At 64.1% G+C, this 25,727-nt stretch carries 15 protein-coding genes; 4 read left to right on the forward strand and 11 right to left on the reverse strand.

All coding sequences use genetic code 11. The features are described from left to right. Window positions 1-329 precede the first annotated feature (329 nt). The gene (locus OKA04_RS22735; protein WP_264503523.1) at window positions 330-1,061 is read right to left on the reverse strand and encodes a hypothetical protein; all 732 of its coding nucleotides are present in this window, start codon (window positions 1,059-1,061) and stop codon (window positions 330-332) included. A gap of 132 nt (window positions 1,062-1,193) precedes the next feature. Beyond that, window positions 1,194-5,513 (reverse strand): Ig-like domain-containing protein, encoded by a 4,320-nt coding sequence (locus OKA04_RS22740; protein ID WP_264503524.1) that lies wholly within the window; start codon window positions 5,511-5,513, stop codon window positions 1,194-1,196. Between the two features lie 235 nt (window positions 5,514-5,748). Between OKA04_RS22740 and OKA04_RS22745 the strand changes: the two genes are divergently transcribed. Together OKA04_RS22745 and OKA04_RS22750 are read left to right on the forward strand one after the other, a co-directional pair. Next, the gene (locus OKA04_RS22745; protein WP_264503525.1) at window positions 5,749-10,101 is read left to right on the forward strand and encodes an Ig-like domain-containing protein; all 4,353 of its coding nucleotides are present in this window, start codon (window positions 5,749-5,751) and stop codon (window positions 10,099-10,101) included. Between the two features lie 135 nt (window positions 10,102-10,236). Beyond that, window positions 10,237-13,893 (forward strand): hypothetical protein, encoded by a 3,657-nt coding sequence (locus tag OKA04_RS22750; RefSeq protein ID WP_264503526.1) that lies wholly within the window; start codon window positions 10,237-10,239, stop codon window positions 13,891-13,893. Window positions 13,894-13,981: 88 nt separating this feature from the next. On the opposite strand, the gene OKA04_RS22755 is transcribed toward OKA04_RS22750, so the two are convergent. The 3 genes from OKA04_RS22755 to OKA04_RS22765 are packed head-to-tail and all read right to left on the reverse strand — an operon-like array spanning window position 13,982 to window position 17,951. Continuing rightward, entirely contained in the window at window positions 13,982-14,929 is a 948-nt protein-coding gene (locus tag OKA04_RS22755; protein WP_264503527.1) for an AAA family ATPase, read from the reverse strand. Further along, complete coding sequence (locus tag OKA04_RS22760) at window positions 14,926-16,878, reverse strand: hypothetical protein (RefSeq protein ID WP_264503528.1); 1,953 nt, start codon at window positions 16,876-16,878, stop codon at window positions 14,926-14,928. The genes OKA04_RS22755 and OKA04_RS22760 overlap by 4 nt, the downstream gene beginning before the upstream one ends. After that, entirely contained in the window at window positions 16,875-17,951 is a 1,077-nt protein-coding gene (locus OKA04_RS22765; RefSeq protein WP_264503529.1) for a M42 family metallopeptidase, read from the reverse strand. Before OKA04_RS22765 ends, OKA04_RS22760 begins: the two co-directional genes overlap by 4 nt. A 122-nt stretch (window positions 17,952-18,073) precedes the next feature. Here OKA04_RS22765 and OKA04_RS22770 point away from each other — a divergent pair, with 122 nt between their 5' ends. Both OKA04_RS22770 and OKA04_RS22775 read left to right on the forward strand, forming a co-directional pair. Then, a complete protein-coding gene (locus OKA04_RS22770) occupies window positions 18,074-18,880 on the forward strand; it encodes a glycerophosphodiester phosphodiesterase (RefSeq protein ID WP_264503530.1) in 807 nt (268 codons plus the stop codon). A 233-nt stretch (window positions 18,881-19,113) separates the two neighbouring features. Next, the gene (locus tag OKA04_RS22775; protein ID WP_264503531.1) at window positions 19,114-20,703 is read left to right on the forward strand and encodes an alkaline phosphatase D family protein; all 1,590 of its coding nucleotides are present in this window, start codon (window positions 19,114-19,116) and stop codon (window positions 20,701-20,703) included. Window positions 20,704-20,787: 84 nt separating this feature from the next. Here the strand turns inward: OKA04_RS22775 and OKA04_RS22780 are convergent, their stop codons facing one another. The 6 genes from OKA04_RS22780 to OKA04_RS22805 form a co-directional block, all read right to left on the reverse strand. Further along, a complete protein-coding gene (locus tag OKA04_RS22780; RefSeq protein ID WP_264503532.1) occupies window positions 20,788-22,257 on the reverse strand; it encodes an NAD(P)H-hydrate dehydratase in 1,470 nt (489 codons plus the stop codon). Between the two features lie 18 nt (window positions 22,258-22,275). Continuing rightward, entirely contained in the window at window positions 22,276-22,881 is a 606-nt protein-coding gene (locus OKA04_RS22785) for an N-acetylmuramoyl-L-alanine amidase (protein WP_264503533.1), read from the reverse strand. Window positions 22,882-22,979: 98 nt separating this feature from the next. Continuing rightward, window positions 22,980-23,852, reverse strand: a complete 873-nt coding sequence (locus tag OKA04_RS22790; RefSeq protein ID WP_264503534.1) for an arrestin family protein — start codon at window positions 23,850-23,852, stop codon at window positions 22,980-22,982. Window positions 23,853-23,953: 101 nt separating this feature from the next. Then, entirely contained in the window at window positions 23,954-24,556 is a 603-nt protein-coding gene (gene leuD / locus OKA04_RS22795; protein WP_264503535.1) for a 3-isopropylmalate dehydratase small subunit, read from the reverse strand. A gap of 35 nt (window positions 24,557-24,591) precedes the next feature. Beyond that, window positions 24,592-25,203: a Uma2 family endonuclease gene (locus OKA04_RS22800; protein WP_264503536.1), complete on the reverse strand. Its 612-nt coding sequence runs from the start codon at window positions 25,201-25,203 to the stop codon at window positions 24,592-24,594. Window positions 25,204-25,216: 13 nt separating this feature from the next. Beyond that, entirely contained in the window at window positions 25,217-25,711 is a 495-nt protein-coding gene (locus OKA04_RS22805; protein ID WP_264503537.1) for a DUF2059 domain-containing protein, read from the reverse strand. Window positions 25,712-25,727: the final 16 nt, after the last annotated feature.

Consider the following 25,727-nt stretch of genomic DNA (forward strand, 5'->3'; position numbering starts at 1 on the left):
GTCATGAATTGTGGTAATGATGGCATGATTGATGGGGGAACTTCCCATCGGGCCGAGAGATTGAGGCCTGGGTATGTGCGGGGCGTGGCGAGATTTCGGGTGAAACCAATGAGTTATCGAATGATCGGCAGGGGTGAAGTAGCCGATCAGTTCGTGGGTCTCCGCAGGCTTTCAACAGGTGGGTGCCGGTGGGGGCTGCTGCCGAGGAGGGAGGCCCGGGGAGCCGAGGGTGGGGATGGCCGTGATATGGCTTCGCCGCACGCGGAGCGATGCGGACCACGATGGTGGGCCGCTTTGGCTCTGTGGAGCAGGCGGCGCGTGATCTTGCCTCAGCGGGTCTCGGTCAAGGGGAGCACCTTCACCGGGACGCGGGGCTTGTTGCCGTCGGCTGCGTAAATGACGTACTGCTGGAGCTTGTCGGCGCTCCTTGTGACGGTGGTGGAGAGGCAGGATTGCAGGGTGCCGTCGGCGCCGGGGTAGAGGATGGAGACGGTGGTTTCCTGCGTGCCGGCGGGCAGGCTGCGCATGATCGAGGTGCGCGGCTCGAGCTTGAGCTTCTCGGTGCCGATGACGATGCCCATGGGCTTCGCGGTCACATTGATGAATCGGCAGTCGCCCTTGCTGCGGTCGGCCTTGCCATCGGGGACGTGGATCACGCCGACCTTGTTCCAGTCCGGGCCGGTGCGCCAGATGAGGGCGAGGGTGGCCTCAGAGGTGGAAAGCGGGATCTTCGCCCATGGGCCGGAAGGCTGGCGCGTCTCCACGGAGCGGTTCTCCGGGAGCGGGAACTGGAGCGGATCCGACGCGATGCCGAGGCGGAGGCGCAGCTTGAGGTTCTCGGGCTCGCCGGACTCGGAGAGCGCGGGGACTTCCAGATTGCGCGGCGGGATGGTGCCGTCCGCGGCGGGGATTTCGTAGCGCACGCCATTCCGCACTTCCTGGCGGTATGGCGGTGGATCACCCAGCGTGAGGATGCGCAGGGAGTGCGGCGTCGGCTTGTCCTGTGCGGAAGCGAGCAGCGGCGAGAAAATGAAAAGCAACCGGAGCGTGCGGAGCATCATGCCGGGGGCTGTAAGGGGAAAGCCCGGGTCGGTTCACGATGGGGTTTGTGACAATCGCGTCGCTTTCCCGTGTTTCCTACCGTTCACTATCCCCGCGCCGCATGTCGCGACGCGGGGATAGTGACGCGAGCGTCAAGGCGTGACGACCAGGCGCAGGTAGATCGACGCAGGCACGGGGCCTTCGGAAATGGTGAGCGTGGCCTCGACTGTCTCCGGATCTTCCTCGGCAGCGGAAACGACTCGCAGCGCGATGTCTGCGGTCTGGGTGCCATTGCTTTCACCGCTGCGGTGCCATGTCTGCAGGTCGGTGGACCACTCGACATTGGCAGTCACATCGGTAGCGCTCTTCGATCGTGGGAAGCTGGCGGTGAAAGTTCCGCCTGCATCTCCCGCAGCGACCGCGCGCAGTGAGCCGAGATTGGCAGCCGCCGCGTTGTGCGTGCCATGGAAGTATTCGAGCAGGTTTGAGATGCCATCGCCATCGTCGTCGCCATCCGGGGAGGAGAGGCCCTTGTCGTGGAGGTAGGATTGCAGTGGGCGATCGTGGATCGTCGCGGTGGCATTGCCCGGCTCGCCGAGGGTGTAGGCGGCATTTGGCAGCAGGGTGACGATGATGTTCTCGGTGCCCTCCACCACGTCATCGACGAGGACATCGGTGTTGATGGTGGCGGTGAGCTGCCCCGCGGGGATCTCGATGGTGCCCGGGAGCGAGGTGTAGTCGGCACCATCCGTGGCGCTGCCCGAGGTGGCGTAGTGGACGGTCAGCGGGGCATCCGCGGCACCGCTGCGGGTGACGGTGAAGGCGATCCCGGTGTCTCCTCCGAACTCATGCCCCTCCGCATCGCTGGCCGTCACGGAGACGGCGGTGGTCACCGGCTTGAAGGGCGCGAGATTGAACGGGACGACCAGGAAACGCAGGTCCACTGCCTGGAAGGTACCGTCGAGCTGAGGCAGATCCTGGCTGAAGATGCGGAAGGAATTTCCGGAGCTGGAGTAGGAGTGGATGTTATCTCCTGCGGCACCGCTGCTCGTCGAGTCACCGGTGAGGAAGATGGCGGCACTGGCGGAGCGGATCTCCGTGCCATCGCCAAAGGTGATCTCGAAGTAATCGTTCGTCTTCGTAACGGTGGCACCCATGTCGGAGAGGCGGCCATTGAGCGGGACGAGATTGCCATTGGCGCGGATCATGCCGCTCAGCACGCCCGGCGTATCGGCCGGGATGTGGAGGAAGGAGAAGCTGCCATTCTGCGAGTCGCTGGAGTTGTCCCGCACGTCCACGATCCACTGGCTACCGTCTTTCCGGACGGAGAGCACGTTGTCGCCATCGGTGCCGCCATTGCCATTCGGGAAGGCAAGCAGATTGCCGGTCGTGGGTAGGCCGGAGATGGTGTAGAGCCCGTCGCCGACGCGGCGGACGGTGGTGCCTGCGGGGAGATTGCCGCCGAGCAGCGCACCGTCCGCGGTGATGCTGGCACCGGTCCAGCCAGCGGCATAGGGGAGGCATGCCACCGCCGTGCCTGCCGACTCCTCGGTCAGGGTGGGATTGGCGTCCGCGGCGTTCGGGTTGGAATTGTCGGAGACATTCACCCAGGCGTTGCCGGAGCCGTCGGAGTAGGGCAGCGCCACGTTGTCGATGGAGTCCACGCCGGAGTTCCCCGCGTTTTCCCAGTTCGCCGTGATGATGGCATTGGAGAGGAATTTCACCGGGCTGCCATTCACGCGGAGGACCAGGTCGCCGACATTGCTACCCGGCGAGGTGAAGGCGAGCGGAGCGGGTGATCCGGCGATCAGCGTCCATCCGGCATTGAAGCGACCGGTGGACACGGTGGAGACGTCAGGCACCACGGGCTGCGCGATGACCTGCACGGCGACGGGTGCGGAGAAGGAGGTGTTTCCTTCGTCATCGGTGGCCTTCGCGAGGATGGTGTGGCTACCCGCGGGCACGTCTTGCCAAGTGAAGGAGTACGGGGCTGTGGTTGCCTCGCCGAGCTTGGTGGTGCCGGAGAAGTACTCGACCTTCGTGATCGAGCCATCGATGTCGCTGGCCGAGGCTTCGAAGGTGAAGCTGCCCGGCTCCTCCATCGTGCTGCCATTTGCAGGCGAGGTGACCTCGACCGTCGGCGGAAATGGTACGCCGGAGGTGATGAACGAGCGGACGGGAGTCGATGCGGTGGTGGTGCCGTCGCTGACGGTGGCGTACCATTCGTAGCGCGTGCCGGGCTCCAGGTCGGGCAGTGCCAGCGATGCGGTGCCGGGCTGGACGGTCACGCTGCCGATGGGTGTGAAGGGCCCCATGCCGCCCTTGAGATTCACGTCGAGGGAAAACTGGCTGTCTTCATCCGTCTCGAAGACATCAAGCACGGGCGAGTAGGTGCTCACCTCCACACGATTGAGGGCGGGGATGAACTTCATGATCCGAAGCCAGGCATCGCCGCCATTCGAGCGGCTCTGGTAGTCGGCCAGCAGGGAGTGGACGGCGCGGCCCTCGAAGGTGTCCGTGCGGCGTCCCTCCCCGGCAATGTGGCCGCCGTGCATGAGGATCAGGTTCGGATTGTCCTTCAGCGCCTCGTAGATGGCGGCACCCAGCACGCTGAATCTCGCGGGGTTGCCCGTGTTCACCATGTGGTGGGTGATGACGATGCCGCGGCGGGCGGGGTGCGCCTTCAGCAGCGCGTCCGCCCATTCCAGATCGGCCTCATCCGGAGTGAGGTCGAATTCCAGGCTGATGACGATGAAGTCGATGCCGCCCGCGGTGAAGAGCGTGTAGTTGTTGTCCGCGCTGTGGGGCACCGAGGTGCCGCCATACCAGCTCTTGTCCGCGAAGTGATTGATGCCCGTCTCCGGGTGGACGCCGAAGTAGGTATTGAAGTTCGTGGTGGTGCCGTCCGCGTCGCCGATCGGGGTCTGGTCGTGATTGCCCACGGCCAGGATGTAAGGCACGCCATCGGGTGATCCGGTGGTCGCGGGATTCTCGAGGCGATACATCGCGTTCGATGCATTGGTCCATTGCTCAAGCGCGGTGTCGGGACGGTCGCCATGCTGGGTGATGTCGCCGAGATGGAGGACGAAGCCGATGTTCCGCGCGTCCTTCTCCGCCACGATCCAATCGGTCTGTGCGGAGAAGAGCGCAGCGCGTTGGCCACCGGTATTTTCCGAATAGAACTGCGTGTCCGGCAGCGCGACCACAGAGAAGGAACCCGTCGGGTCCACCGCGCTGACGCGGCGCGCGTGGTAGGTCACGGTGAGCGGCTCGCCATCCGCATCCGCGACGGTCGTGGTCAGCGAGGAATCCGGAGCCACTTTGATGGCCTCATCCGCAGGTGTGGAAGCGGCGATGGTCGGCGCGGAATTCGCGACCGTGGCCGAGAAGAAGGCGAAGCTGAAGACATCGTCCGTGGGAGTCTGCATGTCCTGGAGATCCGGCACCTGCGGGGCTGCTCCCAGGTCGCGGCTTTCGATGATCCAGCGCTGGTTCCCGGCGTCCCAGCCTGCGGAGACGATGTTGTCCACATTGTAGTTCACGCCACCTTCAGGGCTGACGATCAGTGTGCCGGAGTCGGCAGTGTGGCCGGGGATGCTGAGATACCAGCGTCCGGTGCTGCCCTTCGTCACGGTGAAATTCCCGCTCGCCACGTCGGTGGTGGCGTCGCCATTCACGCGGCCGAGCGCGACCAGACGACCGGCACCGACGGACGCGGCGGGCAGGTAGGCGAAGCCCACGCCGTCGTTCTCATAGGACGAGCCGTTGGCGGCATTGTCGTGGCAAAAGATGTGGAAGCTGCCGTCCGCGTTCGCGCGGGAGAGGGCGAAGTTGTCCTCGTTCTTCGCGCCGGTCACCAGCAGCACGCCGCTTTGCGAGGCGTTCGCCACCATCGGGGCGAGATCGAGGTGATATTGCCCGTTGGTTTCGGCAGGGTCTGTTAGATTGACGCCGAGTTGCAAACCCTGGGTTCCGATGAAGCGCGTGAGCGGCCCGTTGTTGACATCATTGGTGGCAAATCCGCCGGGGTAGATGTCATAGGGAAGGTAGGCGTAGGATACATCGTGGTTTGCCTCGATGTTGTCGCCATGCAGCGCAGCGTGGATGGCGATCCAGTATTTGCCCGTGTCCTCTTCGAATCCGAAGCTGCTCGTGGCGAAGAACTCTCCCGGGGCCGGTCCGCCGGTGGCGCTGTCATTGCGGGTGAGCTGGGCGATCGAGCTGAGCAGGATGCCATTCTCCATGTCCCGGCCACGGCCGAAGTCCATGGTGTAGTCGCCGCGGTTGGAGGTGCCCAGGAAGTTGCCGCCAGCGGTGCTGCCGGGGGCTTTCACGATCGATACACCGGGATTGGCGGAGTCGATGATGTTGTTGTTATTGGCAAGTTGGGTCACCCGGAGTGACCCGACTTCCACGGCAAAGGACGCGCACGAAAGCGACGCGGAGAGAGATATGATAAGGCCCGGCTTCATGAAATCCGGGGAGGGGGAACCTGTTCAAGGTGCTTTGGGAAACCCTGTTTTGTGAGGAAAACGTAATGTGAACATTCAGTCACAAGAAAATCTGGTCGCGGCACTTTATTGCAACATCTGCGTCACTTGATGCTTAAAAGTGGGGATTTATACGAAGCCTCACGAAAGAATGATGTCTGGTTTGTCACTTTTAATCGCTCGTTGAGAAGAGACACGACGGCACTCTCCGCGCCGCATGAACAAACCAAACTCAAAAGCGCTTGCCACGCTGCTAGCATGTTCGCTGGGCGGCACCGCATTCGGCGTCGAGCACGGGACATTGGACATCGTCCAGCTCAACAATACGAACAACAACCAGGCCCACGGTAGTCCGGCGGTGTCCGTGGGTATCGTCGCCTTTGGGCAATCTGAATTCTTCAATGTGGTCGGCCACAACAAGGGCGACTTCGACATGATGTTCTCGAGCGACCGGACGACCGATCGCGGCAATGGCATCATGATTTCCTCGGTGGCGGAGATCGCCCGGAACAACGGAGCCGCCCCCAATGCCGGAGGCAGGAACGGCATCACCTACGCGGTCAGCAGTTCCGAACCGAATGCCGGCGGCTACTACATTCCGACACACTCGACTTTGGGTGGCACGGAAGACGTCAATCAGGAGTTCAATGTGGACGTTTCCGCTGCCTGGTTCCCGCATGCCGAGGGTTGGCTTGCAGGTCATTTCAAGCCGGCTGCGACCATCTATTCTTCGTCTGCGATCAAGATTGGCAGGGAGTTCGTGAGTGCAGGAAATGGCACCGCTGTGGTCGATTTGCGCCACCTGCGTTCGCACGGCGTGGAGGCTACCTCCCAGAACGGCGTGCTGCTCGTTTGCGGTGGGGACAATGCCGCGAACTTCGCGATGGCACGCGCCAATGCCGACGGCACTTTCACCGTGTCGTCTAGGAGCAATTCCAACACCGGATCCGCCTACAATTCGTCGGGTGTGGCCTTTGTCTATGTCCCGATGGTCTCGGCCGGGATGGGTCAGGTCAGCGCCGCGGGCTCGGTCCGCAGCGATGGTAGCAAGGGCTTGTCAGGCGGAGACTTCGCAGTCACCAAGCTTGGCACGGGCCGCTGGCTGCTGAAGATCGGTGAGGAAGGGGCAGAGCGCACCTTCGAAGAAGGAACGCTGATCATCTCCGCGGTAGGCGGATTGGCCCCGCAGGGTGCCAATCCGGTGCCGAAGAACGTGAACAACTACGTCGCTTACCAGTGGAGCGATGCGGATGGCGGCTGGATCGTGGAGAGCCGCGACTCCCTCGCTGCTGCCCTGGAAGATGGGGCAACTCCTGACGAGGAGATGTTCAGCTTCGTCTTCCTCACTCCGGGGATGGAGCCGCTGATGCCCTACGAGAACGTCTCCTTGCCCGATGTCGAGCTGACCAGTCCGGTGCAGGATGGCTACCACACCGTCGGCGAGCCGATGACCCTGGCGGCAGCCGTCGATGCTCCGGAGAACGTGGAGATCGCCAAGGTGGAGTTCTACATCGACGGAGAGTTGGTGGGCACCTCCACCACGGCACCTTACGAAGTGCAGTGGGAAGTCGAGGGAACGGGCACGCATCTGATCGAGACCTTCGCCTACACCACCGACAATGCGGTGGCTGGCGCGCGTCGCCTGACTTTCTACGGCATGGCCCCGGTAGGATCGGTGACGGTCCCCGGTTACTCAGCGGCCATCATGGATGGCGGTGACCTGGAATTCGATGTCACGGCGCTGGACCCCGACTATGTCGCAACCCCGACCACACCATGGCAGATTCTCGCCAATACCCCGGGATCGCAGGCTTTCAGCTCTCCAGGTGACGTGCGCGGAGCTCCGCTCGTGAACATCAATGGCGCTCCGGTCCCATTCAACTCGGGCATCCTCTTCGGAACCAATTTCCTCGGAAGCACCTACTCCGACATCACGACACGTGGTTCTATCGACAACAACGTGATCGGCTTCTCATCGGGTGGGAATTACGCCCTCAAGGTCGAAGACAACAAGCAAGGCGGAGGCAATCCTCCAGTCCGTGCCGAGTCCGGCCGCTTCTCCCTGGGCTTCTTCCCTTACGCCAGCGGATGGGTGGGCGCTACCTTGGCGGTCGACGGCTCCGTGGTGGGCGGGAACTCGAACCTGCCTCCGGGCGTGACCATCACCAAGGTGACCACGAGCACGACCACCAGCGACTTCGCGATCGAAGGCCTGCCGATGAGTGGAAACCTGCTGGCCGTGAGCCAGGGAGAGACCTCCGACAACGTCGTTTCGATCGGCCGAAGCAACAACCGCTGGCTCCTGCGCAGCATCGATAACAACGGTAGCAGCGAGGATGACAGCGTCAGCTTCCTGTATGTTCCGGAGGATGTGCCGCAAATCCTCAGCGGTCTGATCGCTGACAGTGGTGCTCTAACGCCGCTCAATGAGACCATGGCGGCCCACGGCGCGAAAGTTCGCCGTACCGTGCTCGGCTACGAGATCACCTTCGGCGACGGTAGCAAGATCAACCCGTCGAACACGATGTTGATGCTCAGCTCCGACTTCAACAATGGAGCCGGCGGTGACAACATCTATGCCTACCACACCCGGGGTAATACTTTCGTGGTCTTCTCCCACGATCTTCCCAACATCGCTGGTGGCTTCCAGAACGGCGGCTTCCGTTTCCTCGCAGTGCCGACCACGCCGTCGGCGGATCCCGGCCAGCAGGTATTCGTGACGCCGTCCGTCCCCACGGTGGACGAGGGCGACGATCTCAAGTTCCGCTTCGCCCGCATGGGTGGAGACGTTTCCCAGCCGATGACGGTGAACTACACGGTCACTGGCACCGCCACCTCGGGCGCTGACTTCGAGGCCCCCTCCGGCTCGGTCACTTTCCCCGCCGGAGTTTCCGCGGTGGAAGTGCCGCTCACGACTCTGGCTGATTCGGACTTCGAGGTCCGCGAGACAGTCGTCATCACGTTGGAGGCTCCGGCGGGCTCCAGCGTCGGCAGCGGCACGGCCGTCGGTGAGATCCGTAACGTGGCCTATCGTCCGTCGATCCAGACCGCAAGCTTCCAGCAAGGAGTGGATGGCTACACCGGCTACTACGGCAAGCGCTATGGAGTGGGCATCAGCCAGGAGGAAAGCGCCGTCCAGTTGTATGGGGTGGATGGCTTTGCTCCTGCTGCCGGCACTACCCCTGCCAGCCCTGATGTGAACAGCGTCGTGCGCTTCAGCGACATCTTCGGCACCGGTGCTTCCCAGATTCCCTGGGGTGCGACGATCGTGGATGCCCAACTGGTGATGACGACCGCCGTGGCCACCGATGCGCAGTCTCCGGGACCTTGGGTAGTCGACCGCCTCGTGCGTGGTGTCTTGGGAGGGACGGAGTATGCGGACCTGACCGTGGGTAGCAATATCGGTGTCCGTGGTCGCAGTGCCCTCACCCCGCTGTCGGGCTTCGGCGGCTTGGTGCAAGGGGAGTCGTCTTCCGTGGATGTCACGAAGTTCCTGCGTATCTGGGCAAACGAGAGCAATTCGGAGTCCGAGAACTTCAATCACGGATTCTCGATCTACGATGCGTCCACGGCGGATGCGTGGTCCTACTACACTTCTGGTAATACGGACCCGGCCCTTCGTCCGAAGCTGGTGGTCACCTACGTGGTTCCTGAGAAGCAAACCAAGAGCTACAACTTCACCGCGGCCAAGTCGGCGCGTGTGCTGGGTGTGAATGCGACCATGGACGGATCGACGCTCGCCGCAAACTACGTCGACCTCGACCCGGGTGCAACGCAGGAAGGCCTCTTCCAGTTCCCTGTGGAGTTCGGTTCGACGGTGGGTGCGATTCCGATGGACGAGGAAATCGTCCGTGCGGAACTCGTGCTGACCACGGTCAACGGCGGCAACTCGCCATCCAGTGGCCCGATCGCGGTGCACCGCATGATGCAAGACTGGACCGTCGAGAGCAGCTACGGCTTCTACGGACTGGAAGAAGGCGTGAATGTCGATGACGCCGAGACCAAGCGCGTCAATGGCCTCGGCCATAGCTCCGTCGCCACCTTTGACGTGACGAATATCGCCCAGTCCTGGCGCTCGGGCTACGGCAACCACGGCATCGCCGTGAAGCCGGAGACCACCGATGGCTGGCAGTTCTACTGGCCGGGCACCACCGGCCAGCATGCCAACAAGGTTCCGACACTGGTGATCTACACGGCGAAGACCGCAGGCACCGGCACCGGTGGCGGGTTCGACGAGTGGGCCAGCACCAATGGCATAGCGCTCGACCACAACCTCGACGGCGATCACGACGGCATCCCCGCCCTCGTCGAGTATGCGCTGGGCTTGAACCCGAAGGCCTTCGACCGCTTGCCCGGCCTGCAGACCGAAGGTGGCAGCACGGTGCTGCGCTTCCTGAAGTCCGCTGACGACGAGCGTCTGGTCTACAAGATCAAGAGCAGTGACGACCTCGTGACCTGGAATGATGTGACTCCCACCACGGATGATGCGAACGAGATCTCGCTGACCATCCCGGTCGGTGCGGAAGACCGTCTCTTCTACGTCCTCTCGGTGACCTACATCGAGGACTGATCAGTCAAATCCCTGGCGGCCGCTTCCCATGCTCCATGCGGGAAGCGGCCGCCTTTCTCTTCCCGATCGAAAACCCTGCCTCCCCCTTCCCGATTTCCCCCGGTCTGACAGGACCTAAGAACCAATCTCAAAACGATGCAGAACTACAGTGAGTGGCGGGTATTCAAACAGATCCGCCGGACAATTCTGCGGGACCGGATGAAGCAGTCGGCATCCGCTTCCGCCCTCATGGCGCAGCCGCGCCGGACCTTCGCGAGGAAGGCCGACCGGGGCTTCGCGATCATCGCCGCGGTGATGCTGGTGCCCGTGCTGATGCTGCTGGCCGTGGGCCTGCTCGGCATGTCGAGCATCTCGCTGCGCAGATCGACCACGCAGATGGCCATGGATGAAGCCCGCGCGAATGCACGCCTGGCTCTCCAGCTCGCCATCGGTGAACTTCAACAACACATGGGCCCGGACCAGCGCATCAGCGCGGATGGGCGCCTACTGAATGATGCCAATCCCCACTGGGTGAGCGTGTGGCGCAGCACGAGGGAGGATGGCTCATCCTACATCGTCCGTGACAATGAGAACGGCGGCCTGAAGGACCTCCGCGGAACCGGATGGAATGCACGCAGCGAGCGGATCGCGACGCTGGTGAGCGGCAACGAAGGTGAGCAAAGATTTCAAGGAGACAGCTCCGTCAATGGCAGCGAACGGGTGGAGCTGGTGTCGGAAGCAGGCAACGCGGGCGACATGGCGACCAGCACGCTCGTGGAGGTTCCCAAGGTGGAACTGGAAGAAGGCGGCAAAACGAAGGGCAGCTATGCCTGGTGGGTGGGCGACTTGGGAATCAAGGCGAACGTCGCGACGCGCGATGCCTCGGAGCGGACGAAGACCGCATACCCCTGGCGCTCCCTGCAGCTTGCACAGGATGCTTCATGGTCCGCTGCGGTCGGTGGCCGGGAGCTTGAGGAGGAGTCCCGCAAGAAAGCGATCTCGCTCGGCCAGCTCGATCTCGCGTCCAATGGCGCGAAGTCTTCGAAGACGGGATTCCACGACTTCACCACGGAGTCGAAGGGGCTCTTGACCGATGTCCGTGCGGGCGGTTGGAGGAAGGATCTCACCGCTTTCATCGAGAGCTCCGGTTCCATCGGCAGCCTCGATTACGACGGCGTCCCGTCCGTGGGCGTGTCGGATGCAGACAATCTCGTGGGCCCCCGCAATCGCGAGGCGTCCCGTCTCGCGACGGCTACCGCAACGGCTCCCCGGCATGACCTGGGATCGCCGAACTTCGGCCTGCTGCGCGATTGGGCGAAGCGCTCCGCGACGACTTCGCCGGGGAACTTCAAGACCGCGATGGAGATGCCGACGCTGACGAAGGCGAACTCGGGCAGCGTGGAATTCAACAACCGTACGAAGAACGACCTCATGCCAACGTTGGTGGAAGGGTCGATCTACTACAACCTTAGTTACTACGAGGACAAGGCCACGAATCCGACCGCACAGTACGGCCTGAGGCTCCACCTCTACCCGCGGGTCGCGCTTTGGAATCCCTACCAGTTCGAGATCGAGGTGCCGAACTCGATGATCATGATGCACATCAACGGCAGCAAGCGCGTCGAGGTGACCATGCAGGATGGCAACAAGCAGGGCTACCAGATGTACTGGGGCCAGGGTGGCGGTGAGAAGGGTGGTGCCGTGCAGGGCCGCATCTACTTCCGCATGATGGGCACGAAGCTCGCGCCGGGAGAGACTCTCGTGTGGTCGCCGCGCCAGAGCCGCCGCTACGACGAGGTCACCTTCTCGAACAACATCATGTATCCGGATGTCGCTCCGAATCCGGCGGTGAGCTTCTACCAGGACACCCGCACGGCGGATGCATGGCCTCTCTTCAAGGCGAATAACGAGGCGAAGGATTCCAAGGTGTTCAACAACCGCATCCATCTTCCCCCGGTCGAGTGGCGCGAGTATGTCCCGGACAAGCCGATCGGCGACCTTCAGGACCTGGGCTACCTCCAGTCAGACGACTACTTCATGCTGTGGAAGCCGATGACGGGCGGGAGCAGCGTGAATCTGGATGGCTTCAATGCGCTGCCGCAGGGATCGCTGGTTTCGTGCGCCTATCAGTTCGGTGACGATGACGAGCTTCCCGTCGAGTGGAGCTACCTCGATCCGGTCCCATTCCCCCGATCCACGAAGACGAATGCGGCGATCAACCAAGTGCCGGACCGTCGGACACGTGATGGCTTCCGCATGCGGTGGTTCAACGAGCATGACTCGAATGTCATGGGCTCGGGCAGCCTGGCCGGCACGCCGCACTTCCAGTGCGCGCCGATCGCGACGTGGAACATGCGTGCGACGTATGCGCTGCGGAATCCCTTCGACAACGTCACGGACGTGGCTCCGCACTTCTTCGGCATCTACACCCGCGATCTCTTCGACGGCGAGGTGGACTGGAACAACATGATGCCCCAGCTTTCGAGCGGGAAGTATCTCGGCGATCCTTTCGACCGCGCGAACAGCTTCCGCCATCCGCGCGTGCTCTTCGACCTGCCGCGCAAGGACACGGCCATCGCTTCGCTCGGTGCCTTCCAGCACGCGAAGCTGTCCGAGTTCATCTGGCACCCCACCTATCCGCTGGGGAACTCGCTGGCAGACCCGCGCATCGGACGCGAGTACACGGAGCCGATTCGCTCCGAGAAGATGAACCGTGACCGAGGCGGGTGGAACCAGGACACGCTGGGCTACAGCATGGACGGCCGCTCCGATCCGGACGGTGCCATCGGTGTCTCCATCGAGGATAGCTGGGCCCACCTCGCGCGGAAGATGCTTCGGGATGCCCCGCTGGACCAGACGCTGATCTACGACCTCAGCTATGAGGTGAATGACTCGCTGTGGGATGAGTTCTTCCTCTCCACCGGCTCCCCGGCCGACAAGGAGTCCTTCCTCCGCGACCCCGATCAGAATCCGCTGCCGAATGGCCGCCTGCTGCCGAATCCTGCGGTTGGCGAGATCGAGACCTCCGATCTAACGAACTACCACCTCGCGGCCTCGAAGCTGATGCTGGATGGCGCCTTCAACGTGAACTCCGCGAGCGCGAAAGCGTGGGAAGCGCTGCTGCTCTCCGGTGCCGGTGGCATCTACGGGGACAAGGTGGCATTCCCCCGCATCTACGGTCTCACCGGCGGTGAGTGGGATGGCGGCGGTGCCTCCGACAAGGAAGCGTGGAGCGGCCAGCGCCTCTTCACCCGCGATGAGATCCGCAAGCTCTCCGAGGCGATCGTGCTGGAGGTGAAGACGCGCGGTCCGTTCCTTTCCCTCTCGGATTTCGTCAATCGCCGCCTGCGCGATGATGAAACCGGCAACAAGGGTGCTCTTCAAGCCGCGATCGATCGCGCCGAGCTGAACCGGGCCTTCGAGCAAAGGTGGCCGCTGGATCGCACGGATCTGCCGGACTACGCTCACGTCGATCACATCAAGGACCCGACCCGCCTGGAGCAGCGCTTCAAGCCGGACACGGTGGCCTGGGGTGCTCCCGGCTTCCTCACGCAGGCGGACCTGCTCCAGTTCATCGGCCCGGTCCTCACGGCGCGCTCAGACTCCTTCGTCATCCGCGCCTATGGCAGCGCTCCATCCACCGATGGCGGCGCACCAGTCGAGGCTTGGTGCGAGGCGGTGGTTCAGCGCACCCCGGTGCCGCTCAATGGCGACTCGCTCGGCCTCAATCCGAAGCCGGATCAGGGTTCGCCTGACCTCGGACGCAAGTTCCAGGTGGCGAGCTTCCGCTGGCTGAAGCGCGAGGAAATCTGACGGCGATCTTCCGCGGGCGGCGGCATGACTGGCGGGGCGCACGGATTTCCGCCCCACGGTTCATGCCTGCCGTCCCCGGCTGCCGGTATCACACCGGCACCGGGATCTCCGTGAGGAGGTCGGCGATGATTTGGCGGCCTGTCACGCCGGAGAGCTTTGCCTCCGGGGCGATGACCATGCGGTGCGCGATGACATCCGCAGCGACCGCCTGGATGGTCTCGGGCACGACGAATTCACGGCCTTCGAAAAGGGATAGCGCCTGCGACATCTTCATCAGCGCAATCGAGGCTCGCGGGCTGGCGGCGAGCTGCACGTCATCGCGGCCGCGGGTGGCGGAGACGATGTCCACGATGTAGCCGCGTAGCTCATCGCTGATGCGCACCGTGCGGGTGGCCTCCAGCAGGCCCACGAGATCGTCGCGATTGATCACCGGCTGCAGGCGATCGACCGGATGCGTGTCGATCTGGTCGGAAAGAATGCTCCGCTCTTCCTCCGGGGTGACGTAGCCGAGACGGCTCTGCACCATGAAGCGGTCCATCTGCGCCTCCGGCAGCGGGTAGGTTCCGCGGAACTCGACCGGGTTCTGCGTGGCGATGACGAAGAAGAGGCCATTCAGATCGTGGCGCTCTCCATCGATGGTCGCCTGGCGCTCGGCCATGGCTTCCAGCAGGGCCGACTGCGTGCGCGGCGAGGCGCGGTTGATCTCGTCTGCCAACAGGATGTCCGCGAAGATCGGGCCCGGACGGAAGCGGAATTCCTGGCTGCGGGGATCGAAGATCGAGACGCCGAGGATGTCGCCCGGCAGGAGGTCGGGCGTGAATTGGACGCGCTTGAAGGCGGCGCCATCGACCGCGCGGGCAATCGCCTTGGCGAGCGTGGTCTTCCCAGTGCCGGGGACGTCCTCGACGAGCACGTGGCCACCGGCGGCGAGGCTGGCGAGGATGTTTCGCAGGGCGGCGTCCTGGCCGCGCACCACGGTGCGGACGGCGTCTTCCAGGCGGCGGGCGGTTTGGCGGGCGGAGATGAGGTCGCTCATTCGGTGGGATTCAGGCGGCGCTCGCGGTCGGCGGCGGAAATGGTACGATGTTTCTCGTAGATCGACTCCAGCTCGCCGCGCGCGCCATCGGGCAGGCGTGCGGCCACGCGCTCCCACAGGCGGCGGTTCAGGAATTCGCGGGAACGCGTGAGCGGGTCGAAGAAATCCAGCTCCGCCAGCACCCTCGGGCCGGCGGGCGTGGTGGCCACCACGTGCATCGCGTAGGCGTCCGCCGAGTCGTCACCGGCGGCGGGGGGAATGCGAACCGAGACGACGGCCCAGCGCCCGGCGCGATTCACGCCGAGGATCTCGCCCTGCTGGCGGGAGAGTAATTCGTAGCCGGAGTTGCGAAGCAGCTTGCTGCGGCCTTCCTTGTCGTCGAAGCACGCGGAGCGATCCAGCATGGTCGCGGCGTCACCGCTGGAGATGGCCTTGCGCCACTCCTCCACGATCCGGCGCGCGTCCTCTTCCGATGGCGCGGTGTCAGCGGCGATGCCGCCGATGCTCTGGACCAGTCCGTTCGCCCAATCCTCGTTGCGGGCCTTCGAGGCATCGGCGATCCACTTGCTGATCTCGGTGGCGTCTTTCACCTGGGCGAGAGCACCGGGTCCGGAGAGACCGGGGTTTGCCCGCCAGCCGCCTTCGCCGCGCCGCAGGAAGAGCGTCTCGATACGGGCGGTCTCGGGAGACTTGCCGGATACGAGCTGGACCAGCGCAACGGCGTCATCGCCCGACTCGTGGACATCGAGGATCACCGGCGAGGCCAGGTCGTCGGTCTGGTGAAAGCGTTGCCAAAGCCGTGCTGCCCGCCCCAATGCATCGAGCGCGGCCTCCGGATTCGAGGTGAGGTCGAGCCGGGGAATCAGCGGATCGAGCGTGACCTCGCGCAGGGAGGCGAGCACGGCCTTCGCCGCGGCGCGTGCGTCCGGTTCGTTCACAGCGGGATATCGCTCGGCCAGCTTCGCCGGGAACTTGGCAAGCAGGTCGGCATCGAATCCGTCGTCCTCCTCATCCTGGCCGGGTCTCTGCGTCGCGGCGGCGAGGAATTCCTGCGGCAGTCGCACGCGCCACAGGCCCGCCTTCGAGCGGAGAAAGGGGAGGTGGACCATCTTTGGCCGGGGCCGTGTGGAGTAGTCGCCGGGATCGAGGACCACCAGGCTTGCCAGCCGGTCATCGCCATCCGAGTCCACGTGCACGATGGCGCGGAGCACTTCCGGGGCAGCCAGCAGGCGCCACTTCTGGTGGGTGATCTTCGGGCTCCGCAGCGTGCGGGAGATCGCTTGGAAGGTGTCCTCCCAATCGGCGGGGCGGGGATCTTCCAGCCCGCCAGCGATGGCGAGCGCGGCCGGCAGGTTCCGTTCCGCGAGCGCCTTGAGGAAATCGTTCGCCAGCTTCTCCGGTGTCGATTCATGGAGATCGTCCAGGCTCTTCACCTTGCGCATCTCGTCGGCGAGCATGGTGAAGATATTGTCCTTCAGCTTCACGAATTGCTCGCCGCGGGCGCTCAGCATCCAGTCTTCCAATTGTCGTGCGCGGGCGAGGAAGCCGGGGCGGAAGCTCAGGCCGGTGCTGTCGAAGGACGACGGCAGCGGCGCAGGCTTCCACTTGTCGGCGCTCCTCACCAGGCCCACGGCGTGGATCTGCACGCTGCTGGCATCGTAATTCGTCACCTGGGAAATGAGGACGGCGGCCAGGTCGCCGTCCTGCTTTTCCTCGATCACCCGGAGGTCGTCCGGGCGGATCTGTCGGCCCAGCTTGTTCAGCTTTTCCGCGATGTCCGCCTTTTCTTCCTCCGGGACATCCGGGGAGACCGCCGTGTCGCCCACTGCAAAGACCGCGTTGCCCTTCTTCAGGCTGCGCAGGAAGGACAGCGCGGCATCGCCGGGCCCTTCCGCGGCGGCAGCCACGGAGGTCCATGCGAGCGTCAGCACGGCGGCCCAGGATTTCATAGGGTCTGGTGGAAGGTGTCCTTCGCACCCAAGGATAGCACGAAATCCGTGAGCAGATCGATGATCCTTTCGATGTCATCGAGGTGCGCGGTCTCCACCACCGAGTGCATGCAGCGCAGGGGCAGCGAGACGAGTCCGCTCGGGACGCCTTCGCGGATGTTGAAGATCTTGTCGGTGTCCGTGCCGGTGAAGCGGCTGCTGGCCTCGTGCTGGAGAGGGATCTTTGCCTTCGCGGCCACTTCCATGAGGCGCTTCATCACCAGCGGGTGATTCGCCGTGCCGTGGCTGACGCTCGGGCCGCCGCCCAGCTTCACCGAGCCGAATTTGTTCGCATCGATGCCCGGGGTGTCGGTCGCGTGCGTGACGTCGAGACAGATGCAGACGTCGGGCTGGTGGCGGTACGTCGCCATCATCGCGCCGTGGCCGCCGATTTCCTCCTGCACGGTATTCATGCAGAGCAGGGTCACGGCGGGCTTCTTCTTCGACTTGGCGATGCGCTTCAGCACCTGGGCGATGATGTAGCCGCCGATGCGGTTATCCAGCGCGCGGCTGATCAGGCGCTTGTTCGCCAGCTCCGCCGGGCCGTCTTCATAGACTCCCGGGTGGCCGACCCGCAGGCCGAGCGCGGCGACTTCCTTTTCGTTTGAAGCTCCCACGTCCACCCACAGGTCGTGCGGCTGGGGGGCCTTCTCATCGCCGAGATTGTCGCGGCGCAGGTGGATGGCGGTATTGCCGATGATGCCCATGACCGGGCCCTTGTCCCCGGCGAAAATCACCCGGCGTCCCCGTGCGGTGGCCGCGTCGCTGCCGCCGATGCGGTCGATGCGGATGAAGCCGTCCGACTGGATCGTCTTGATCATGTAGCCGATCTCGTCGGCGTGGGCGGCGAGCATCACGGTGTGCTTCGACTTGCCCTCGAGCCGTGCCCAGGTGGAGCCGTAGGCGTCGCAGGCGACCTCCGTGGCGAAGGGCCGGAGGTGGTCCGCCCACACCCGTTGGCCGGGCATCTCGAAACCGGTCGGGCTGGGGGTTTTGAGCAGGGTGAAAAGGAACTCCCGGTCGTCTTTCGTCATCCGCGCCATTCAAGCATGCCGCGCCCGGAGAGCAATCGGCGAGTGACACAAGTGTTGCGACTCCGCGCTCCGGATCGGAAAGATGCATGGGTGGACTCGACGTTCTTTCCCGAACCGATCCCATGAAGCATATTCTCACCCTCGCCGCCGGCCTCATGGCCGCGACCGCCATGCATGCCGCCGAGCCATTCCTCGTAGCCCACCGCGGTGCCTCCCACGATGCGCCGGAGAATACCCTGCCTGCCTTCGAGCTCGCGTGGAAGCAGGGCGCGGACGCGATCGAGGGCGACTTTTACCTGACCAAGGATGGCAAGATCGTCTGCATTCACGACGGCGACACCAAGCGCACGGGCGGCGGCACCAAGCTGGTGGTGAAGGACAGCACGCTCGCCGAACTCCAGGCGCTGGATGCCGGTGCGTGGTTCAAGCCGGAATTCAAGGGCACGAAGATGCCGACCCTCAGCGAGGTGGCGGCGACGGTGCCCGCCGGGAAGAAGATCTACGTGGAGGTGAAGTGCGGCCCGGAAATCGTGCCCGCCATGATGGAAGACCTCGCCGCCTCCGGCCTGAAGGACGAGCAGATCGTGATCATCTCCTTCCAAGCCCCGGTCATCGCCGAGGTGAAGAAGGTGAAGCCTGCCTACAAGGCCTGCTGGCTTGCCTCCTTCGGAAAGGATCTGCCGCTCAATCCCGGGACGGACAAGGTGCTGGCCACCCTGCGCGACATCAAGGCGGACGGCTTCAGCTCGAAGGCGGACGCCCGTCTCGACGCGGCCTTTGTGAAGACGATCCAAGATGCAGGTTTCGAGTATCACTGCTGGACCGTGGACGACGTGCCGACCGCGCGCCGCTTCCTTGGCTTCGGCACGCTGTCGGTCACGACGAATCGCCCCGAGTTCATCCGCCTGGGTCTTCGCGCGGGCGACTGAGCGTCACGCCGGGAGGCGGTCTTTCACCGCATCTCGCGACAAGATCGTAACCGAAGCGATTTTGATGCGAGGGAGGCGGCTCCTATCGTCGCGGCCCTTCGAAGCGGGGGCCGCGACTTCTTGTTTTTGCGAGGCGGCAGCGCCGCGTGATCACGCCGCCAAAGCGGGGCCACACGACGAGTCGCGGCCACTTTGCTGAAACAGATCTCCCACATCATCTTTATCTAACACCCATGAATCCTTTCCGTCCCGTCTTCCCCCTCGACTCGCCGAATCTCAGCCGACGCTCGTTCATCGGTGCATCCAGCTCGATGCTTGTCGCCCTTGGTGCGGGCCGTGCGTGGAGCAATCAGCCGGTGGCGAAGGAGAAGCCTTCTTTCCAAGCGTATCCGTTCCAGCTCGGGGTGGCATCGGGCGATCCCTCCGCGGATGGCTTCGTCATCTGGACGCGTCTCGCACCGGAGCCGCTCGCCGGTGGCGGCATGCCGCGCGAGTCGGTCTGGGTTCACTGGCAGGTGGCCGAGGATGAGGCGATGACGAAGGTGGTCGCGAGCGGCAAGCAGATCGCGAATCCCGATTGGGCGCATTCGGTGCACGTCGAGGTGACCGGCCTGAAGCCGGACCGCTGGTACTGGTATCAATTCAAGGCAGGTGCCGAGATCAGCCAGCGCGGTCGCACGCGCACGCTGGAGAGTCCGGATCGCGCGGCGGCCCAGACATCGCCGCTGAAGATGACCTTCGCCTCGTGCCAGCACTACGAGGGGGGCTTCTACACCGCCTACCAGCACATGCTCGCGGAGGCCCCGGACCTGGTGCTGCACCTCGGCGACTACATCTACGAGGGCTCGAGCCGCGAAGGCCAAGTCCGCAAGCACAACAGCCAGGAAATCATCACGCTGGAGGACTACCGCAACCGCCACGCGCAGTACAAGTCCGATCCCTCGCTGCAGGCGATGCACGCCGCCGCCCCGTGGGTGGTGACGTGGGACGACCATGAATTCGACAACAACTACGCGGGCGACATCCCGGAGGAGAAGGGGCCAGCCTCGAAGGAGGACTTCCTGCTGCGCCGTGCGGCGGCCTACCAGGCCTACTACGAGCACATGCCGCTGCGCGCGGCGTGCATCCCGAAGGGCCCGGGCATGAAGCTCTACCGCAGCGTGCGCCACGGCAGCCTGGTGGACTTCCACGTGCTGGATACCCGCCAGCACCGCACCGACCAGCCGAACCGCGACCGCCCCGGCCCGGCATCGATGAATCCGGACGGCACCATGCTCGGCGCGATCCAGCGCGACTGGCTGCTCGGAGAGCTGAAGAATTCCCGTGCCTCCTGGAACGTGCTCGCCCAGCAGGTGATGATGGCGCGAGTCGATCGCACGAAGGGGCCGAAGGAGATGTATAGCATGGACCAGTGGCCGGGCTACGAGGTGGAACGCCAGGCTCTGCTGCGCGCCTTCATGGACCTGAAGGTGTCGAATCCGGTGGTGCTCACCGGTGACATCCATACCCACTGGGCGAACGAACTGCCGGTGGAGCCGAGCCAGGCCGATGCCCCGAGCGCGGGCACGGAATTCGTCTGCACCTCCATCACCTCGAAGGGCGACGGCACCGATCATCCCGCCGGCCTGGAGTCGATGCTCTCCCAGAATCCATTCGTGAAGTACCACGGCGACCATCGCGGTTACGTGAGCTGCGTGATCGACTCGAAGTCGTGGCGCAGCGACTTCCGCACGGTGGACTATGTGACCCGACCGGGGGCTCCGCTCAAGACGCAGGCTTCCTTCGTCGTCGAGAGCGGCCGGGCGGTCCTGAACAAGGCCTGAGGAAATTTTTCCGCATCGTGGCAACGGCCGCTCCCTTCGGGGGGCGGCCGTTTTTTGCTACTGGATTCGTAGTAGATGAAATCGTCAGCGCCGTCTTTCCTGCCAGTCGCGCATGGCGCCGCCGAGCTCGTCGATGGTGTCACCCGCGGTGGTGATCGGGCCCTTCGCGAGGGCTCGCTCGGCGGCACGGCCACAGAGCCAGGCGGCGAGCGATGCGGCATCGGCTGGCTGCACTCCTTGGGCGAGGAAGGTCCCGGCGACGCCCGACAGCACGTCGCCCTGTCCGCCGGAGGCCATGCCGGCGTGGCCGGTGGGATTGAAGCGGGTGGCCTTCCCTGCGGTGGCGACCAGCGTGCGCGTTCCTTTCAAAAGGAGGGTGCAGGGATGACGCCCGACGAAAGCCGCGGCGGCTTCCACCCGGTCGAGTTCCGCAAGGTCCGGAGCGAGGCGGCGGAATTCCCCGGGGTGAGGCGTGATGAGGTGATGGCGTTCTAACAGGTCAGTGCGGCCGGTGGTGGCGAGCAGGTTCAGCGCGTCGGCATCGAGCACCGCGGGGATGGACGAGGTGGCGAGTTGTGTGAGGAGTTCCAGCTTCTGGTCCTCGGCCATGTTGCCCATGCCGGGGCCGATGATGAGCGCGTGATGTCCGGCGGAGAAGGCGTCCGCGACCGGCGTGGCCGAGCTGCGGACCATGATCTCCGGAGGCATCGGGGAGGAGAGCGATGACAGGAAGCCGGGCTCGCCGTGCAGCGTGATCAGGCCTCCTCCGGCCCGCAGGACGGCAGTGGCGGCGAGCACGGCGGCACCGGTCATGCCGGGCGATCCGGCGAGAAGGCCGATCCTGCCGGCATTTCCCTTGTGGAAATCATGCGGGCGCGGGGCGAGAAGGCCGGGGAAGGACTCCGGACAAAAAAATGCGAGCGTGTCGGCAGCCGGAGGCGGGAGATCCGGGACGGGAACCAGCAGGATGCGTCCGGCGCTCGCGATGCCCGCGGATGTGGTGAGCCCCAGCTTTGCGACCCCGACCGGGAGGGTCAGGTCTGCCGTGATGCCGCTGCCTTCGCCAGTATCCGCGTCCATCCCGGAAGGCAGATCCATGGCGGCGACGATCGCACCGCGGGATTCGCGAAGCCCGGCCATTTCCTCGGCGAGGGGTGCAAGTGGCTCGCGAAGGGTGCCGCGTGCGCCGATGCCAAGGAGGCCATCGAGCAGGAGCAGCGGTCTCGGGCCTTCAGGGATGACCTCGGTAGGGGAGGGTGAGTCCAGCTCCTGCCACTTGCGTAGCGGCAGCGGCCCCCATGCTGACTCCGGCCAGGCGGCCCTGAGCGAGATCTGCCAACCGGCATTTCTCAGATGAAGGAGCGCGACAAGAGCGTCTCCGGCATTGTTCCCCTTGCCGAGGTAGGCGACGGCGCGCCCGGGCCGGGGAAAGTGGTCAAGGAGGCGGCGGGCGATCCCTTCACCCGCCTGGTCCATCAGATACTCCGCGGAGATCCCGTTGCTGAATGCGGACTCCTCCAGCGACCGCATGGCCGCACCGGTGACAAACGACATGCTGCCACCTCTAGCGGATCAGCCGGACCGGCGGAAGCGCGCGATGCCCTCGGCCATGCCTTCGGCAAGTGCCTGGCGGAACCATGCCGTCTTCATGCGCGAGCGCTCGCCTGCATTGCTGACAAAGCCGCACTCGACGAGGATGGACGGGCACGTGGTGTTCCGGATCACGTAGAAGCGGGCGAATTTCACGCCGCGGTTCACGGCGCGTACCTTGCTCATCATGCCGGAGTGGACATAGGAGGCGAGCGCCTGGCTCTGGCCGGAGTGGTAGAAGGTCTCCAGACCGGACACCTGCTGCTTCCACGTGTAGTTGTAGTGGACGCTCACGAAAATGGCGTCGGAGTAGCGGCTGGCGATGCGGACACGCTCCGGCAGCGAGATGAAGTAGTCGCTGCGGCGGGTCATCACCGTGCGGAAGCCGCGCTTCTTCAGCTCGCTTTCCAGACGGACGGAGGTGTCGAGAGCGAGGTGCTTCTCATACACTTGGCCCCATTGGCCGCCCTTGTCATGGCCACCGTGACCGGGATCGATGATCACCGTGCGGAAAAAGCGTGCCTGGGCCGGCAGGCTCGCCGCGCAGAGCAGGAGCATGGGCAGCAGCAAACGGAAGAGCTTTCTCATGTTGGGAAATTTGTTAATCGGGCCGGAAGTTACGGAATTTTTAAATTTATAGGAAAACTATGTAAAGGGACATTTCCCCAGCCCACCCTGAAAATTTTTCAATTTATAAGATTCGTCGGTCGGTCGGAGGCCTTGCGCACCTTCCGACGGGCTTCGGCTTCGGCTCTCGGGTCGTAGGGGATGCTGTTCCCGACCTCCACGATACCGTCACGAGAGGTGTAGAGAACGGGATCCGACCCTGCGCCGCGCTTGTGCAGCTCGCGACCGAGGAGCTTGCCTGCGGAGTCGACGCGGACGTGGCCCCACATGTCAGGGGAGATGAGGTAGAGGACGTGCATCACCTGGCGGTTGTCCAAGGTGACGGAGGGCTTGCGGAAAACCAGTGCCTCACCCAGCGGGTGGGTTTTGATGGAGTTGCCGGTGCGCGTGTCGATCACCTGGGCATACAGCATCGTCTTCGAGCCGGAGTTGAACTGGAGCACCTTGTATTCACGTCCTTGGCCGGGTTTTCCTGGCAGGCCGATCTTCTGCGTCCAGTAGGTGCGGGCGGAGTTCGAGTTGAAGGTCAGTCGGTTGGACATGACGCCGTTCTCCTGGCCCGGCATCCGGACGACGGCGTAAACCGAGTAATTTCCCACCGTTTGCAGCGGATAGATCTGCGCGAGATCGACGGTGCGGCTCATCGTCTGGCCGAGCCCAATCTTCACGGCGCCGAAGGTCGGCTGGCCCATCGGGGTGAGGGGCTTCCCGCTCAGGCTGCTTACCATCAGGTCCAGCCATCCGGTGCGGTTGTTGCCTTGGAGGATGATATCCTGGCCGGAGCGGTTGGTCACGCTGATGGAGACCGGGACTGATTCGCCCGCGACGAAATTGTTCCGCCCCATAGTCATCCTCACCTCGACTTGGGCGTGGGCTGTCGCCAGACAGAGGCTGGAGAACAGCAGGGCAAAGAAGAGGCGGATACCAGTCATGGGGTCGAAGGCCTATCGCAGCCCTACCCACACGTCAACCCAACGGGAGGGCAGCTCATCTAACGACGCAAAATGTGTCCGGGACGGTGCCGCGGAGGGAGTCACACGTAGTGAAGCTCCTTCGCCTTGGTAGCGATGTCGCTTTCGCGGTCGAGCAGCTCTTGGATGGGATCCCAGCGGCCTGCGACGAGGGCGTCGCGGGCGGACTCCGGCATGTTGAAGCCGAAATCGAGGCCGGTGGACGAGCGTACGCGCTTTTTCACCAGGTCGAGGGTGATTTCCACGGCGGGATCGGCCTCGACGGCTTGACGGAGCTGGTCGATCTCGTCGGCGGTGAGCATCACGCAGGGCATGGCAAGGCCGGTGGAGTTCCCGAAGAAGATCTCGGCGAAGGACTCGGCGACCACGGCCTTGAAGCCGTATTTGCTCAGCGATTGCGGGGCGTGCTCGCGGGAGGAGCCGCAGCCGAAATTGACGCCCGCGAGCAGGATGGTCGCGCCGTCGAAGCGCTCGTCATTCAGCGGGTGGTCGGTCTTCTCGCCGGTGGTCGGGTCGAAGCGCACGTCGTAGAAGGCGAACTCGCCGAGGCCATCGAAGGTGACGCATTTCATGAACCGCGCCGGGATGATGCGGTCGGTATCGATGTCGGCGCCGGGGATGAAGACGGCGCGGCCGGTGACGGTGGTGACTTTTTCGAGGGCCATGGTGAGAGTGGTGAAAGGGATGGGCGAGGACGGTGTCAGCCGTCCTCGCGGTTGATGAGATACCAAGGTCGCTTCACGTCGTCCGGGAAGGGCGCGGAGCGGTAGAAATCGGCGACGGTGAGCGTGAGCCCGACGGACTCGAGGTGTACTGGGGAGTCAGGCTGGGTGTAGATGTGCTTCTTCCAGCGGTCCGAGCGGCGGAGCAGGAAGATCTCCGGCCAGTCCTGCTCGATGTAAACGATCTCCTCGACGCTGGGCAGGCGCTGGTAGGCGGCCAGCTTCTCCCCGCGATCATATCGTGAGGTGCCGTGGGACAGGATCTCGATGATGAGCTTGGGATGGCGGACGATGTGGGAATCGTCGTCCGCCGGCTCGCAGGTCACGAAGACATCGGGGTAGTAGTAGGCTTCCCCGATGTCGTCGGCGATCTGGACCTTCACCGCCTCGATGTAGGTCCGGCAAGGACCACCGCGGAGGTGGTCCTTGAGGATCAGGGCGGTTTCGAGGCAGATCTCGTTGTGCTTCCGGCTCGCGCCGGACATTGCGTAGATGCGACCGTCGACGAATTCATGCCGGACTTCCGACCGCAGCTCTCCTTCGAGATACTCGGCGGCGGTGACCGGCAGATTCGGCGCGGCGGTGCTCATGGCGCGGGCTGGATCACTCGGCGTCTTTCTTGCCGGGTGCTCCTGCGGTGTGCTTTTCGACGATCTCGCCGATCTTCTGCTGGAAGGTCGGCATTTCCTTCTGGATGGCGGGCATCGCGATCTTCATGACATCGGTCATGATCGCGGGCGTGGCCGAGAGGGTCTTCTGGCCGAGGGGCGTGCGGTAGAACTCGGTGAGCTCCAGGATTTCCTCCTCGGTGAAGTGCTTCGTGTAGAGCTCCTCGGTCTTCGTGCGCATCTCCTTGCCGGAGAAGATCTTCACGTAAAGCGCGCGGGCTTCGGTGCGGATCTCCTTGATGGCGGCTTCCGGAACGCCCTGCTGCTTGAGCTGGTCGATCATGCCGTCGAAGGCAGCGACCGCGGACTCGATGGCGGTTTCCTCGTAGCGCGTGACTTCGAGCAGCGTTTCGACCGGTGTCTTCGCCTGGGCGGAGACGGCTCCGCAGACGAGGAAGAACGAGAGCGAGAGAAGAAGTGTCGATTTCATATATGGCCTAGGGGTG

It is taken from the genome of Luteolibacter flavescens, from assembly GCF_025950085.1.
Taxonomy (GTDB): Bacteria; Verrucomicrobiota; Verrucomicrobiia; order Verrucomicrobiales; family Akkermansiaceae; genus Haloferula; species Haloferula flavescens.

Excerpts from the sequence above, each read along its gene's own strand:
- OKA04_RS22735 (WP_264503523.1), bottom strand. The coding sequence starts at position 1,061 with ATGATGCTCCGCACGCTCCGGTTGCTTTTCATTTTCTCGCCGCTGCTC.
- OKA04_RS22740 (WP_264503524.1), bottom strand. The coding sequence starts at position 5,513 with ATGAAGCCGGGCCTTATCATATCTCTCTCCGCGTCGCTTTCGTGCGCG.
- OKA04_RS22745 (WP_264503525.1), top strand. The coding sequence starts at position 5,749 with ATGAACAAACCAAACTCAAAAGCGCTTGCCACGCTGCTAGCATGTTCG.
- OKA04_RS22750 (WP_264503526.1), top strand. The coding sequence starts at position 10,237 with ATGCAGAACTACAGTGAGTGGCGGGTATTCAAACAGATCCGCCGGACA.
- OKA04_RS22755 (WP_264503527.1), bottom strand. The coding sequence starts at position 14,929 with ATGAGCGACCTCATCTCCGCCCGCCAAACCGCCCGCCGCCTGGAAGAC.
- OKA04_RS22760 (WP_264503528.1), bottom strand. The coding sequence starts at position 16,878 with ATGAAATCCTGGGCCGCCGTGCTGACGCTCGCATGGACCTCCGTGGCT.
- OKA04_RS22765 (WP_264503529.1), bottom strand. The coding sequence starts at position 17,951 with ATGACGAAAGACGACCGGGAGTTCCTTTTCACCCTGCTCAAAACCCCC.
- OKA04_RS22770 (WP_264503530.1), top strand. The coding sequence starts at position 18,074 with ATGAAGCATATTCTCACCCTCGCCGCCGGCCTCATGGCCGCGACCGCC.
- OKA04_RS22775 (WP_264503531.1), top strand. The coding sequence starts at position 19,114 with ATGAATCCTTTCCGTCCCGTCTTCCCCCTCGACTCGCCGAATCTCAGC.
- OKA04_RS22780 (WP_264503532.1), bottom strand. The coding sequence starts at position 22,257 with ATGTCGTTTGTCACCGGTGCGGCCATGCGGTCGCTGGAGGAGTCCGCA.
- OKA04_RS22785 (WP_264503533.1), bottom strand. The coding sequence starts at position 22,881 with ATGAGAAAGCTCTTCCGTTTGCTGCTGCCCATGCTCCTGCTCTGCGCG.
- OKA04_RS22790 (WP_264503534.1), bottom strand. The coding sequence starts at position 23,852 with ATGACTGGTATCCGCCTCTTCTTTGCCCTGCTGTTCTCCAGCCTCTGT.
- leuD (WP_264503535.1), bottom strand. The coding sequence starts at position 24,556 with ATGGCCCTCGAAAAAGTCACCACCGTCACCGGCCGCGCCGTCTTCATC.
- OKA04_RS22800 (WP_264503536.1), bottom strand. The coding sequence starts at position 25,203 with ATGAGCACCGCCGCGCCGAATCTGCCGGTCACCGCCGCCGAGTATCTC.
- OKA04_RS22805 (WP_264503537.1), bottom strand. The coding sequence starts at position 25,711 with ATGAAATCGACACTTCTTCTCTCGCTCTCGTTCTTCCTCGTCTGCGGA.